At 56.5% G+C, this 13950-nt stretch carries 10 protein-coding genes; 7 read left to right on the top strand and 3 right to left on the bottom strand.

What is annotated here, in order from left to right:
* Positions 1-398 precede the first annotated feature (398 nt).
* The 3 genes from E7813_RS08375 to E7813_RS08365 all read left to right on the top strand — a co-directional run bounded on the left by E7813_RS08375 (position 399) and on the right by E7813_RS08365 (position 5705).
* A complete protein-coding gene (locus E7813_RS08375) occupies positions 399-1661 on the top strand; it encodes an EAL domain-containing response regulator (protein ID WP_291572726.1) in 1263 nt (420 codons plus the stop codon).
* Between the two features lie 172 nt (positions 1662-1833).
* Positions 1834-5184, top strand: a complete 3351-nt coding sequence (locus E7813_RS08370; RefSeq protein ID WP_291572724.1) for a PAS domain S-box protein — start codon at positions 1834-1836, stop codon at positions 5182-5184.
* 104 nt (positions 5185-5288) lie between these two features.
* Positions 5289-5705, top strand: coding sequence for a response regulator (locus E7813_RS08365; protein WP_291572723.1), 417 nt, complete (start codon positions 5289-5291; stop codon positions 5703-5705).
* A gap of 234 nt (positions 5706-5939) precedes the next feature.
* On the opposite strand, the gene E7813_RS08360 is transcribed toward E7813_RS08365, so the two are convergent.
* On the bottom strand, positions 5940-6101 hold the full coding sequence (locus E7813_RS08360) for a hypothetical protein (protein ID WP_291572720.1): 162 nt from the start codon (positions 6099-6101) through the stop codon (positions 5940-5942).
* Between the two features lie 257 nt (positions 6102-6358).
* On the opposite strand from E7813_RS08360, the gene E7813_RS08355 reads away from it, so the two are divergent.
* Entirely contained in the window at positions 6359-6607 is a 249-nt protein-coding gene (locus E7813_RS08355; RefSeq protein ID WP_291572719.1) for a hypothetical protein, read from the top strand.
* A gap of 302 nt (positions 6608-6909) precedes the next feature.
* Here the strand turns inward: E7813_RS08355 and E7813_RS08350 are convergent, their stop codons facing one another.
* Together E7813_RS08350 and E7813_RS08345 are read right to left on the bottom strand one after the other, a co-directional pair.
* On the bottom strand, positions 6910-7596 hold the full coding sequence (locus tag E7813_RS08350) for a CBS domain-containing protein (RefSeq protein WP_291572717.1): 687 nt from the start codon (positions 7594-7596) through the stop codon (positions 6910-6912).
* 133 nt (positions 7597-7729) lie between these two features.
* Complete coding sequence (locus E7813_RS08345) at positions 7730-8287, bottom strand: nitroreductase (protein WP_291572715.1); 558 nt, start codon at positions 8285-8287, stop codon at positions 7730-7732.
* 134 nt (positions 8288-8421) lie between these two features.
* Here E7813_RS08345 and E7813_RS08340 point away from each other — a divergent pair, with 134 nt between their 5' ends.
* From E7813_RS08340 to E7813_RS08330, 3 genes are all read left to right on the top strand, one after another.
* Positions 8422-10461 (top strand): protein-L-isoaspartate(D-aspartate) O-methyltransferase, encoded by a 2040-nt coding sequence (locus tag E7813_RS08340; protein WP_291572728.1) that lies wholly within the window; start codon positions 8422-8424, stop codon positions 10459-10461.
* A 48-nt stretch (positions 10462-10509) separates the two neighbouring features.
* On the top strand, positions 10510-11328 hold the full coding sequence (locus E7813_RS08335; protein WP_291572713.1) for a universal stress protein: 819 nt from the start codon (positions 10510-10512) through the stop codon (positions 11326-11328).
* Positions 11329-13081: 1753 nt separating this feature from the next.
* A complete protein-coding gene (locus E7813_RS08330) occupies positions 13082-13948 on the top strand; it encodes a hypothetical protein (RefSeq protein ID WP_291572710.1) in 867 nt (288 codons plus the stop codon).
* Positions 13949-13950: the final 2 nt, after the last annotated feature.

Here is a 13950-nt window from a genome sequence, read left to right as displayed (position 1 = left end):
GCAGTAAACCCTCTATGAAATCTCCGTTCCATCCCACACTCCATCCTTTCCCTCTAAGATAAAGTGTTGCGTCAACCGGTTGAGACCACCCCCCGAAAGCGGACATGATCCGGGGAAGCGGCGAAGTCCGCTAATGACCCTAAACGGACTTTATCGCCACCGGCTGGGTGACGCGAGCCTCCGAACATGGAGTCGTGCAGCCCTACTTCCTGCACCGGGCGCTCCCATACGTCTTCCTTTATCAAATCTTAAAGTTCTATGGATAAGGGTAGCTTGCTCGCTAAAGAATAACTGACAGAATGATTACAATTTGAGCGCGAGCTATCGGCGAATACTGCAATCAAGTCCAGTAAGCGAGTTCAAGTAAATATAGCGTCTAAGCGGGTGATGGGGACAAAATGCACCTTCAAGGCCCTGTTCAGCGCATTGCTTATGTCTTGGATGACGATCCGAAAGTGCGGGCGTCAGTTCTCATTATCCTCAATAGCATCGGCTACGACGCTCTTGGTTTCTCAGATACAGCCCTGATGCTGGCCAAACTTGAGGTGTCCCCTTGCGAAGTAATCGTGCTGGATCTTACGCTCGGCCAATCTGACGCAGTTGAAGTTATTCAACGGCTCGCTGAAGTCGAATACGACGGCAAGGTACTTCTAATTAGCGGGCATGGCCAAGAAATGCTGAACGAAATTCAACGCATCGGCGAACGGCACGGGCTTGCAATGCTGCCATCTCTCCCCAAACCCTTCCGCGCGGGCGACCTAAAGAGCCTATTGATAACCCCGCCACAGGCGGTGAAAGCAACAGCGACTGCACAGCAGCCCGAACGGAATGTCATTGATCTCGAAGAGGCGATCCGCGCTGACTGGTTGGAATTGTGGTATCAGCCGAAGATCGATCTGCGGTCATCCTTGGTCTCCGGCGCTGAAGCTCTTTTGCGGGCACGACACCCCAAGCTTGGTATCGTACCCCCGTCGGGAATTCTCCCTCCCGCCGGCGATCCCATATACCATCCGTTGTCAAAATTCGTGATCCGACGTGCGATGACGGATTGGCTCCAATTTGCGGATGCGGGGGTCCCCGTCAAAATATCGGTGAATATACCCGTATCCGTCATAACAGCTGATGGCTTCGTCAATTTCTTGCGCTTGCAACTACCGTCGGATCAACGATTTCCGGGGCTTATTATAGAAGTTACCGAAGACGAAGCTGTCAAAGACCCGACATTGGTCCACGATATTTCAACACAGTTGAAGCTTTATAACGTCTGGATGTCGATTGACGACTTCGGACAGGCTCATTCTTCGTTCTCACGGTTGATTGAGTTGCCTTGCGTCGAGTTAAAATTGGATCGCAGCTACGTGTCCAGCTGCTCGTCCGATCCACTCAAACATGCGCTCTGCCAGACCGTGATCGATCTCGCCCACCGCGTCGGCAGTCGAGTTTGTGCGGAGGGTGTCGAGCAACCTGAAGATCTTCGATCGGTTATTGAGATGGGATGCGACACGGTACAGGGTTATATTTTTGCCAAACCAATGCAGCCCGACGTGTTCATCGAATGCGTAAAAGCTTGGCCTTCCGATTCCGTGCAACGCCTCGCTCAACCCGTGTGCGAGACCCAACTGCGAGTGATCGATCCTGCCCCGCATTCACTTTCGGCCTAGGGATGCCGGCACGTCATTGTTATGATGCCTACGGCCGATTCGAGACAGATTACCGGACGAGTCAGATGCCAAGGCCTTGTTAATGCGCCCCAAGATTGCAGCACTCTTAAATGCTTCCTAACCTTATGCGGGGTAATATTAGGCAATAGCAACCGCACAAGAAGTCTGCATTATGTCCCGAAATGCAACCCACAAGAATTTTGGCGTGCTCAGCTGCATTGCAGTCGTCCTGATCATCTTATTCGTCTCGGCCATTGGGCTCACAATTTGGACCCTTCGTTCGGATGCAATTCGAGACGCTGATAACAACAGCGGCAATATCGCGGTGGTGTTGAGCGGTCAAATCGCCAGCTCAATTCAGTCGGTCGATATCATGTTAAGCGATGTACGTGATCAGACAAAAGCACACGGGCCGCAAACCCCGAATGAAACGGATCAGCGAATACGCAGTCATGAAGTTTACGAATTGTTGCTGGAAGACCTCAATCGGTTATCACAAGCCGACGTTATCGCGCTGATCGACGATACCGGGAAAGTTGCAAACAGCACCTCGCAATGGCCGCCGTCGGGCAACGACGTGGCCGACCGCGATTATTTCCAGCACTTCAAGAATGAAACCGACCAGGGCATTTATATCAGCAGCCTCCTGAAGGATCGGCTTTCAGGGGAAAAAACGATTTTCTTCAGCAGGCGGATTAGCGGATCGAACAACGAATTTCTGGGTGTGGTTTTGATCGGGCTGCGCCTTTCGTATTTTGAAGCCATATACAAATCCATTAGCTCTCTCAGCGATCAGACATTTGTCTTGTTGCATTCTGACGGCAGGATCTTGGTGCGCTATCCGGACGCAATAGATCGCAACGACCAAAAAATGCCGGCGCAATCCCCCTGGTATAAATTGGCGGCGTCAGGTGGAGGAAACTATCTATCGCCTGGATATTTCGATGGTGATGCGCGGTACGTTTCAGTCCGTCCAATGCACGATTATCCATTGGTCGTGGATGTCGCCGTTAAGGAATCTGCTGCGCTGGCGAACTGGTATAACCGAGCGACACTAATTGCCTTTGGTACTTTGATTGCTGTGCTTTGTTCGGCACTCCTCCTCGTACTATTGCGTCAGAACTTTAAACTCTTATTTGAATCCGATGCCGCGCTCTTGGAATCTGCCGACGCATTTAAAAAGGAAGAAGAGAAATTCCGACTTGCGGTTGAGGCGTCTCCAAGCGGCCTTGTGATGATCGACGGCGGCGGGTCAATCGTTCTGATCAACGCCGAGACCGAAAGGCTGTTCGGATATAAACGCCACGAGCTAATCGGCCAGCCAGTGGATATCCTCGTGCCGAGCAGAATGCGCGGTCACCATGTCCAGCATCGCTCCGGATTTGTGACGCAACCCTCGGCGCGCCGTATGGGCATTGGACGCGATCTCTATGGTCTCCGCAAGGACGGCACTGAATTTCCGATCGAGATCGGATTAAATCCAATTCATACCCAAGGCGGTCTGTTGGTGCTGACCGCGATCGTCGATATCAGCGAGCGGAAACGTGCAGAAGCTGCGCTTAGGGAATACGCGAAACGGGAGCAACTCTTCATCGCGGCAGTGGAATCATCCGACGACGCGATCGTAACAGAGACTCTCGATGGTGTCATCACTGGTTGGAATCACGCGGCAGAACGTCTGTTTGGATTCACACCGGAAGAAGCGATCGGCAAGAGCATTAACATTGTCGTTCCCAACGAATTGCGCGACGAGGTTCTCGATATCTTGGGCAGGATCAAATTGGGTGAGAAAGTTGCTCACCATGAGACTGTGCGCACGAACAAGGGTGGGCAGCGGATTGACATTTCTCTCAGCGTCTCGCCGGTCAAGTCGCAATCGGGAGCGATCATCGGCGCGGCCAAGGTCGCTCGCGACATCAGCGCTCGAAAGAAGACCCAAGAGGCGCTGCTTGAAAGCGAGCAGATGGCACAGGCTATTATCGATACTGCACTCGATGCCTTCGTGCAATTGGACGAGGCTGGCACTATCATGCGCTGGAATTCCAAAGCCGAATCGATGTTCGGCTGGTCAAGCCAGGAGGCAGTTGGACAAAATCTTCGCGACTTGATTATCCCAGCGGCGGGTCGCGCCGCGAACTCGAAAAGGCTCGCTCAATTCTTGCGGGAGTCGCAAACTGGGAATCGCGGTAAACGCTACGAAGCTCCATCGTTGCGGCGTGACGGCCTAGAGATCAAAACCGAGATCTCCCTCACGTCGCTTCGCCGCCGCGATGGCTACACTATCAATGGTTTCATCAGGGATGTCACCGACAAGCTTGCCGCTGAGGAGCAACTCAGGCACGCACAGAAGATGGAATCTGTCGGCGAGCTGACGGGCGGCATAGCGCATGACTTCAACAACATGTTGACCGTCGTCACCAGCACTGTCGATATCTTGGCCGACGCGGTCGCCGACAAACCGAACCTCGCGGCTATTGTCAAGCTGATCAGCGAGGCTGCCGACCGTGGTGCTGAACTGACGGGCCACCTTCTTGCTTTCGCCCGTAAGCAACCGTTGCGGCCCCGCGAAACCGATGTCAACGCCCTGATAGTGGAATCGGCAAAATTAATGCGACCGGCATTAGGGGAGCAAATCGAGATCGAGTCGATATTTTCGAATGACGCTTGGCCCACTCTTGTCGACCCGAGTCAGCTCAGTTCCGCACTTATGAACCTTGCGCTTAATGCTCGCGACACCATGCCGAGCGGCGGAAAATTGACGCTGGAGACGCGCAATGTCATTCTGGACCAGAGCTATGCGGCCGCCAATAGCGAGGTCCAGCCCGGCAACTATTTAATGATTGCGGTAAGCGATACCGGCGCCGGAATTCCGGAAGCGATCCGCGACAAGGTGTTTGAACCGTTTTTCACAACCAAGGAGATCGGCAAGGGGACCGGACTTGGCCTGAGCATGGTCTACGGTTTCGTCAAGCAGTCCAACGGGCATATCAAGATCTACAGTGAAGAAGGGCACGGTACGACGTTCCGGATCTATTTGCCGCAGTCAGGCGCGCGACAGGACGAGTTTGTTGATACTTTGCCCGAGTCTGAGAGTCATCGCGGCAACGAAACTGTCTTGGTCGTTGAAGACGACGAACTCGTGCGTACGTCTGTCATCACCCAGCTCCACGGGCTCGGCTACGAGGTGCTATCGGCTAGGAACGCAGCCGAGGCACTTGCAATTGTTAATGGCGGAGCGAACTTCGATCTGTTGTTTACTGATGTGATCATGCCCGGCCAAATGAACGGCCCGCAGCTTGCGGAAGAGATCGCCAAACGACGCACATCTCTCAAAGTGCTGTTCACGTCCGGCTATACCTCTAACACGATCATCCACCATGGTCGGCTCGACCCCGGCGTTCTTCTGCTCTCCAAGCCGTACCGCAAGCCGGAGCTCGCCCGCATGCTTCGTTTGGCGCTGGCGTCGCTCGGAGAACCCACGCTAGGCAAGCAGACCGCCGCCCTGAGCGCGCGGGCAAGTTGATCGCGAGATAGAACGCAATCCCTTGTTTACCTATCTAGCTTAGAATCTAGTCGCTTGCTTTATGTCTCGATTCCCCCTCTCAGGTTGGATCAGAAGGCGCGCGGATGGTTCGAGTCCTTATCATCGATGATCAGGCTCATGTGCGTGCAGCGATCTCGCTTACGCTGCAAGCCAAAGGGTACGAGACGGTTGGCGCCAACTGTGGCGCGACAGGTCTGCGGGAATTCGACCATTCCAAATTTGACCTGGCGATCATCGATATCTACATGCCTGGGATCGACGGCGTGAAAGTCATCAAGATGTTACGTCAGCGCACAGCCGATCTGCCGATCGTCGCCATTTCGGGAGTGCCACTCAAACACACCACGCGGACCGCGCTGGATTTTCTTCCCATGGTCCCGGCGCTCTCCAACGTCGTTTGTTTGACGAAGCCATTTCGACCACCGGAACTTCTCCAAGCGATACAGCAAGCGCTTGGCACACGCGCCGAGGCCAGCCATTACCACGATCATCGGGTTTGAATTGACAGCCACCTTCAAGATCGCTGAAAACAATCAGCCCCTTTATTCGGACTGCCCGCGTATCGAGTAGGGCTGAAATTTCAAACTGAGACACTACCTGCGACCCCGAGAGTGCCAGCTTTGGATGGACGAAAGATTGAACGCCTCGGGGGCGGTCGCGACTATCTCAAGGGTTAGTCAATCAACTGGCTGCGCCGATGGCCTGAGAGACCGCAAGAAATCCTCAACGTGCGCTCAGCAGGCGGCGTACCAGCCTTCGGGAAACGGAATGAACGGCCAGACCTGCTCGTTGTCATTGCTGGCTTTCGGCAGGTCGGCCAAAGCCTCCTCCTGCGGAACGGGCGCGATCGCCTCGTTCACGGCATCCAGCAATCGGTCGAATTCAACGTCGCTCATCGCGCTCTCCCCGCCTTTGAGAGCGCACCGTCGCAAAAGTCCTTTGTTTCCCGATTGAATTGATCGTTCAAATTGTATCGATCCAGCGCTCGCGGCAGGCTTGGTTACGGTTCCGTTGATCGGGATGCGACAAATCGATTGATCCGAACGACGGCCCAATGTGAGAAAAGTCACATTTCGGAATCGATAATTTCCGTATTTGCGTTGAGGACCACGGTGCCGTCACGGCACCGTCAAACCAGAGCGGATCCACCGTCATGAAAACACGATTTTGGACCAAGACGAGGCGCGGCAATCTTGCCTTGGCGCTCGGCCTCGTTCTCGCGCTATGCGCGACCGGCTTTGCGTTGGCTGAGCTGGCGACGCCGGAGCAGCGCAGGGCGTGCACGCCCGATGTCTATCGGCTCTGCGCCGGCGAAATTCCCAACGTCCGGGCCATCACCGCCTGCCTGCGGCGGCAGAGGGCTAGTCTCAGCGATGCCTGCCGGGCCGTATTCGAGCAGTGAGGAAACGGAAAGCCGCTCGCGACGACGCGATTTTCAGTCCCAATGGTTTGGCGGCGGCGGGTTTTTCGGCGATGCTTGGGGATTGGGACTTATCGGACCCTACGGATATTATCCTTTCGGGTTCTACGATGATGATGTGAGTTGCTATTCGGTGCGACAGCGGATTCATACGCGGCACGGCGCCGGGGCGATCTCGACGCAGGCGTGTACTTCTGATCGCGCATGAAACCGTGACGGCAGAGCAGTTTGCACACCTGCGGGTTGCCGGCACCGGACAGATCGCGGCCTGAGGAGCCGCAGAATCAGTAGGCAAATACCGGGCTGTCGGCGAGGTGATCGTTGACGGCAGTGACTCCCGGAATGCCTTCCGCCGCCACACGGATCGCCTTCCGCTCCTCATCGGATTGAGCATAACCCCAGAGGTCGACGACTCCGCGCGTTACGGTCACGTTCAAATTATACATGTGCGTCCAGGATTGTTTCTTGAGTTCGTCAAGCAGCTTTTGCCGTATCGTGTAGTCGGAAAGGGTCATTTCGAGCTTTGGCCGGGCGCTGGCGACCACCTGGATCAGATTAGCCCGACTGACGATGCCAACGAGATTACCGGCCTTGTCGACGATCGGAACGCGCCTGATCCGATGTTCCTCAAGCAATGTCGCGAGTTCATGCAATGGCGTTTCCGGGGTGGCGGTCACGACGTCGGGGGTCATGACATCCTCAGCCCTGGCCGCATGCGATTTGACGTAATCGGCCGCGATCGTCGCATCACCGGCGAGGAAATGCACCCACCACGAGTAAGGGTGCTCAGTCCCGGCCTCTGCGCGACGCATCAAATCGCTCTCCGTTATGATGCCGACAACCTTGCCGGCATGGTCAACCACAGGAACCGCACTTATGCGCTTCTCAAGCAGGATCTTTGCGATTTCACGAACAGTCGCGGTCTTGCTTGCGGTAATTACGGGAGACACCATCACGTCACGTGCCAGCATGATCAAAACTCCTGCGAAGGCCTGTCGATGATGTCGTGATGTTGGACGTTTCGCTGATCGCAGATTTGATCCTCATCAAACCCCGCGCACTTGGCCGCGGCCGAAAGATGTGGCGTCGCAAGGCAGGCCCGGCCTACGAGATCCATTCAATCTTTGCAGCTTTTCTGGGAACCGGCGCTGCCGGTGTCCTGGGATGTCCGACGATAATGGGCGCGACCGGTACGTTGGTGCTGGAAAGCTTGAGGGCCGCCTTGCCGTCGGGCGTTCCAAGCCAGCGCTGCGCAAACCCGATCCAGCATGTTCCAAGTCCGGCGCCGCACGCCGCCAACATCAGGTTCTCCGCCGCCAGCGCACAGTCTTCCACAGCCCAAGGCCCTTCGGCAGCGGCCGAAATGACGATGAGGGCGGGAGCATGATAAAAAATGTCGAAATCCGAATTGCTCAGTATGGTCTGGAAATGATGCGAGGCCGCAGCCATTGAAGTCTTGAGCATGTAGGCTTTCGCTTCGGTTGAGAAGCGCGCCAGCAAGGCCTTGTCGCGCACGACCGTAAACAGCCATGGCTGCTGGTTGACCGCGCTGGGCGCCTGGATGGCGGCATCGATCAGTTGTCGCAATACCTCCTCTTTCACCGGCTCCGCCGTGAATTCGCGTACGGCACGACGGCTGTAGATCGCCTCCTTGAGGTCCATGGCTTCTCCAATCGATCGTTCGGATCGAAAACAGTATCGTTCGATCTCGTGCGATGAACTTGATTTCGATCAAGGTCGTGAAGCCCGTCGATGCAACCATTGACCAGAATTTGCACACTACGGGAGGTATCGTCATGGTGATGCTGGCGTCGAAAAAAGACCGGTCCAACGAAGCCAAGTCGTTTGCCTTGCGCCGCGAAGAAATGGTTGACCGCAATATCGCCGCGCGTGGTGTTCGCGATGAACTCGTCCTTGAGGCCATGCGCAAGGTGCCGCGTGAGTTGTTCCTGCCAAAAAGGCTTCGCGAATTCGCCTACGAGGACTCGCCGCTTCCGATCGAAGGCGAGCAGACCATTTCCCAGCCCTATATCGTCGGCTTCATGGCCGAGGCCTTGATGCTCAAGGGCGGCGATAACGTCCTCGAGATCGGCGCCGGCTCCGGCTACGCCGCTGCGGTGCTGTCGGAAATCGCGGCCCATGTGTATACGGTGGAACGCCTCGGCCAGCTCGCCGACAAGGCGGCGGCAACCCTGGCCGATCTCGGCTACGACAACGTTCACGTCCTGCATGGCGACGGCACCAGAGGGTGGCCGGAGCATGCTCCCTATGACGGGATTGTCGTGGCGGCGGGTGGGCCACAGGTACCGGAGTCCCTGAAGGAGCAATTGAAGATCGGCGGCCGCCTGGTGATCCCGGTCGGTGCAGATCAGCGCACCCAGGAACTGGTCCGGGTCACGCGCATCTCGAAGAAAGAGTATCGCAGCGAGGATATTGCGGACGTTCGTTTTGTACCGCTGATCGGCGAACAGGGCTGGGGAGATCCGAAAGCCGACACCGCGCCGCTGCGCCGCGCCTTGCCGCCGGTTTCCTATGCCGACGCAGCGTTGGTCCGCAGACTCACTGACGCCGCGGAATCATTCCCGTCGATCGAAGCCGCCGACCTCGATCCGCTGATGGAGCGGATCGGCTCGGCACGTATCGTGCTGCTCGGCGAAGCGACCCACGGCACATCCGAGTTCTACAAGATGCGCGAACGCATCACCCGCGAGTTGATCGTGAAGAAGGGGTTTCGTTTCATCGCCATCGAGGCGGACTGGCCGGATGCCGCGCGCGTCGATCACTATGTGCGCGATTTCCAATATCCGCCATCGGAATGGACCGCGTTTGCACGGTTCCCGACCTGGATGTGGCGAAACACCGAGGTGCGGGATTTCTTTGGCTGGCTGCGCGAGCACAACGGCATGGTGCAGAAGGGCGAACGTGTCGCATTTCACGGCCTCGATCTTTACAGCCTCTATGATTCGATCCGATCGGTTCTGAGCTATCTCGATGAAGTCGATCCCGGCTCGGCGAAGGTGGCTCGCGAACGCTACGGTTGCCTGACGCCGTGGCAAAGCGATCCTGCGACCTACGGCCATGCCGCGTTGACCGGATCCTATCCGACTTGCGAATCCAAGGTCGTGCGTGCGCTCACCGACCTGCTGGCAAAGCGGCGGGCTTACGCCGAGCACGATGGCGAGCGCTTTCTCGATGCCGAGCAGAATGCGCGTCTGGTGGCCAATGCCGAACGTTATTATCGCATCATGTATTACGGCTCGCGCGCGTCATGGAATCTGCGCGACAGTCACATGTTCGAAACGCTCAAGAATCTGCTGGCGTTTCATGGCGCCGACAGCAAAGCGGTTGTGTGGGCCCACAATTCGCATATCGGCGATGCTGCAGCGACCGAGATGGCTGCCCGCGGCGAATACAATATTGGCCAGCTTTGCCGCGAGAAATTCGATGATCAGGCCTATCTGATCGGTTTTGGTACCCATAGCGGCACGGTTGCGGCGGCATCCGAATGGGGCGGCCCGATGGAGATCAAGACCGTTCGGCCGGCACTTCCCGACAGCTATGAGCAGCTTTGCCACGCCACCGGGCTGGCGCGGTTCATGTTGGGATTGCGCGGCCGCGACGATCTGCGTGGCCCGACCGGCCTTGGCATGGAACGTCTTGAGCGGGCGATCGGCGTGATCTACCGACCTGAAACCGAGATGGCGAGCCATTATTTCCGGGCGAACCTGCCGCGACAGTTTGATGAGTATGTCTGGTTCGACAAGACTCGCGCGGTGACCCCGCTTGATACGGCCGAGCTCAAGGGGCTTCCCGATACGTATCCGTTCGGTATTTGAAAAGGACCAGGTCCGAGAAGGACGTCAATAAGAAAGAGGCGCGCCGCCATGTCCTATGCAACGCTGATGGTCTACCTCAACGCTGACCACGTTTCGAAGCAGCTGATCGGCGTCGCAGTCGGCTTGGCCGACAAATTCTCGGCCAGGTTGATCGGTGTCTCGGCCCTGGGGATCATGCCGCCGGTTGCCGCCGAAGGCGTCGTGATTGTCGACAACGCGTCGGAATTCGATATCGCGCAGATGAAAGCGAAACTTGCGGACGCCGAAAACAGATTTCGGACGGCCGCGGGCGCCCGGCTGCAAATCGAGTGGCGCGCGGCTATCGAGCTACCCACCGACACCCTGATCAGGGAATCGCGATGCGCCGATTTGATCCTGCTCGAAAGAAGCAGGCCTTCGGAAGATATGTACAGGGTCGCCAATGCCGGAGCGGCAATTCTGCGCGCCGGGCGCCCAATCCTGGTGGTGCCCGCCGCGGTGAAATCGCTTCAGGCGGAACACGTGGTCATCGGATGGAAGGATACGCGCGAGGCGAGGCGGGCGGTAGCGGATGCATTGCCGTTCCTCCATGAGGCGAAACGCGTCACGGTGATTGAGATCTGCGAGCGCGATCAAATGCAAGCGGCTCGTCTTCGGCTCGATGACGTCGTCCACTACCTGGCGTGTCACCGGATCAAGGCGGAGGGTCGAACCGAAACGCAAATGCTGTCCAGTGCAGCGCAGATTATCGAATTCGCCCAGAACGAAAACGCCGATCTGCTGGTGACCGGGGCATACGGTCACAGCCGGCTCAATGAATGGATCTTTGGCGGAATGACGCGCGATTTGATGACGTCAAGCCCGATCTGCTGGCTGATGTCCCACTGAAACCGGGCATGCGAGCTTGCTCCCGAAAAGGGAAAAGTGATAGCGCGCGTTGCCTGCGGCGAAACGAGTGCGGCAGGAGTTGGCGACCGCGCGGCAGCGGAAACGCTCATTGCAAATTATTAATCGGCTGTGGCTCGGAACAAGCTGGAACCGCTGCCGGTCGCGGGTGTGGAAAAGCTGAACATCGAATCGACGAACGGCCCCGCCAAGCGGGCCCCCATTGCGCGGATGCATCGGGACGAGGAGCCGTGTAGTCGACATTGACTCACCTCGAACGAGCTATTTGAATGGCTCGGGTGGGCGGTCCACCGTCGTTTGATTGGAGATTTTTGTGCGCCCTTTTCTTTTCGGAATCATTTTGTTTTTTTGTATGCAAAGCGGTGGCGAGGCAAGGCAAGTGAGCCGGACTGTCGGGTCAGGATCGACAGAAGTAATGTGGTTGTATCACTCTTGGAATAAGGCTTGTGGCCCATCAAACGGTGTAGTGAGGGTTGTCACGAAGCCTGCCCACGGGAAGCTTTCCCAGCATCTTGTGGACTCAGTGGTGACGGTCGATCACTATGGCAGACCAACCCCGTGTAAGGGACGTTCGATCAAAGCCCTCAAAGTCGATTATACTTCGGCCCCTGGATATCATGGGCAAGATAGCTTTTCGCTGGACGTGACTTGGATAGGTATGGAACATCGTGAGGTCGATAATTTCTTTGTAGAAGTTCGATAATCGCGGGGCAGGAGTATCTGGGCGCCGGATGCGCGACGATTTCCCAGAACACGCTTGTCCTGCCCCGGATCGTAAACGAACCGGCACTCCTTTTTCCTTTGGCGCTCAACGTCCTTCAGATAACAATTCTCAATTTCGATGCCGTCCCTCTCACAGAAGGCACTCCGCCTTCCGCATTTGTTTCCGGCCTTGTCCTTGTCCTCGGGGCAAGCACAGGGGTCTTAACGGCTTTTCCGCCAATCGCCAAAACCGGCCGATCACTGGGGCGCATCATGACGCGCCCCAGAAAGCAAAACGTGCGGCTTGGCCACTGACAAGACAACCGGCCTTTGCCCATTGGGCCGGTTTTTCGACGGCGCGCTGTTGGGGAGTCTTATCCTTTCAACTCCCAAGGTTGGTTGCCTGGCACGGCAGCGCGCCGCCGATTTCATTCGGACAACATGCAGGTTCGTCCCCGGCATGTTGGGCGCGCCCTGCCCGTAGAGGTGCTTCACTGGCTCCCTTGCGCGGCGGTGGCGCGCCGCTCACTTAGGACGTGTACTTATAAACGCGCGACGTCCGCTTTCGAGGGAACAGCGGACGTCGAACATTCGCTGTTTAAGGTCTGCTTTTGACCCGGTTCGGACATCAAGCTCATGCCGTTTTGCGTCCCCAAGGCAGCCTGCTGATGATTATTGCCGTCAAGTGCGTTGGGCCGCATCGATGGCTTCCCGGGCACTCGACGACGAACAGCATTCAAATCCGAAAACCAAAAACGCCACCGGCAAGGAAAACCAAAGAAATACTGTGTTCATTTTACAACAATCGCCAAAAATGTGTACACCACCGTAGCTCGTCTGGGATAACCGCCGCTACCAGCAACTGATTGATTCAAAAGAAAAAATAGAAGGAATACGAGGCGGCCGACGCCGGTGGAGCGGAGGCGGTAAGCCGAATCTGGCTTGATTGCGGCATTTTATTGGTAACTATCCGCTGGTCAGGTTAACTGGATTTTAACTAGTGGTCCTAATTGGGTCCAAAGGAGCTTTTCCGATGAAATCGAAACTTCTTCTTGCGGTTGCTCTCTTCGCGTTACCGATGGCGGCGAGCGCGGCTGATTTGCCTGTAAAAGCACCCCCAATTGCGCCTATGCCGGTTTCTGACTGGTCCGGTATCTATGTCGGCGGCGAGGCCGGCTACGGGTGGGGCAAACAGACAACCGATTACACAGACCCAGGCTTTTGCTTTGAATTTGAACGCGACGGCGACTGTCGCACTTTCGGCAGTGGTGATCCGGTTTTCTTTCCCGATGCGTCCATCGACTCCATAAAGCAGAAGGGCTGGCTGGCCGGCGCCTTCTTCGGTGCCCAGAAGCAAATGGGCAGCTGGGTACTCGGCATTGAGGCCAACATGGACGCCGCCGATATCAAGGGGTCGGCCTTAACATCGGCAACAAACACATACCTTGTGCCCTTCGATAGCGGTGTCTTCTTACTCAACCACACCCTTGCGGCGACTTCGACGGTCGATATGCTCGGTTCGGTGCGAGGCAAAGTGGGCTTCGTACCTGCCCCGGCCTGGATGTTGTACGGCACGGGCGGCTTGGCTTTCGCGCATGTAAAGAACAGTGCTACCGACACCTTTAGCTTCCTGGCACCATGGGGTGGTACCGGCACGAGCGGTGGTACGGTATCAGGCGCCACGTCATTGTTTGGCTGGGTAGCCGGCGCTGGCGTGGACTACAAGGTCATGCAAAATGCCAACTCGAGCTGGGTTTTTGGCGTCGAATATCTGCACTACCAGTTCAACTCGAATACCTTCACGCTGAGCGACAACGGGTTTAATACCGTGACCTTCAACGGCAAGCAGTCGGTCGATACCGTGATGGGTCGCATAAGCTACCTTTTCGCCATCCACTGAGC

This window comes from Bradyrhizobium sp. (assembly GCF_004799405.1).
Lineage (GTDB): Bacteria > Pseudomonadota > Alphaproteobacteria > Rhizobiales > Xanthobacteraceae > Bradyrhizobium.
Note: the sequence above shows the minus strand (reverse complement) of the source record. Positions and strands in the feature narration are given on the sequence as shown.

Bases quoted from the DNA above. Each gene is read 5' to 3' on its own strand.
- E7813_RS08335 (WP_291572713.1), top strand. From the start codon at position 10,510: ATGTCCTATGCAACGCTGATGGTCTACCTCAACGCTGACCACGTTTCG.
- E7813_RS08365 (WP_291572723.1), top strand. From the start codon at position 5,289: ATGGTTCGAGTCCTTATCATCGATGATCAGGCTCATGTGCGTGCAGCG.
- E7813_RS08330 (WP_291572710.1), top strand. From the start codon at position 13,082: ATGAAATCGAAACTTCTTCTTGCGGTTGCTCTCTTCGCGTTACCGATG.
- E7813_RS08370 (WP_291572724.1), top strand. From the start codon at position 1,834: ATGTCCCGAAATGCAACCCACAAGAATTTTGGCGTGCTCAGCTGCATT.
- E7813_RS08375 (WP_291572726.1), top strand. From the start codon at position 399: ATGCACCTTCAAGGCCCTGTTCAGCGCATTGCTTATGTCTTGGATGAC.
- E7813_RS08340 (WP_291572728.1), top strand. From the start codon at position 8,422: ATGGTGATGCTGGCGTCGAAAAAAGACCGGTCCAACGAAGCCAAGTCG.
- E7813_RS08360 (WP_291572720.1), bottom strand. From the start codon at position 6,101: ATGAGCGACGTTGAATTCGACCGATTGCTGGATGCCGTGAACGAGGCG.
- E7813_RS08345 (WP_291572715.1), bottom strand. From the start codon at position 8,287: ATGGACCTCAAGGAGGCGATCTACAGCCGTCGTGCCGTACGCGAATTC.
- E7813_RS08350 (WP_291572717.1), bottom strand. From the start codon at position 7,596: ATGCTGGCACGTGACGTGATGGTGTCTCCCGTAATTACCGCAAGCAAG.
- E7813_RS08355 (WP_291572719.1), top strand. From the start codon at position 6,359: ATGAAAACACGATTTTGGACCAAGACGAGGCGCGGCAATCTTGCCTTG.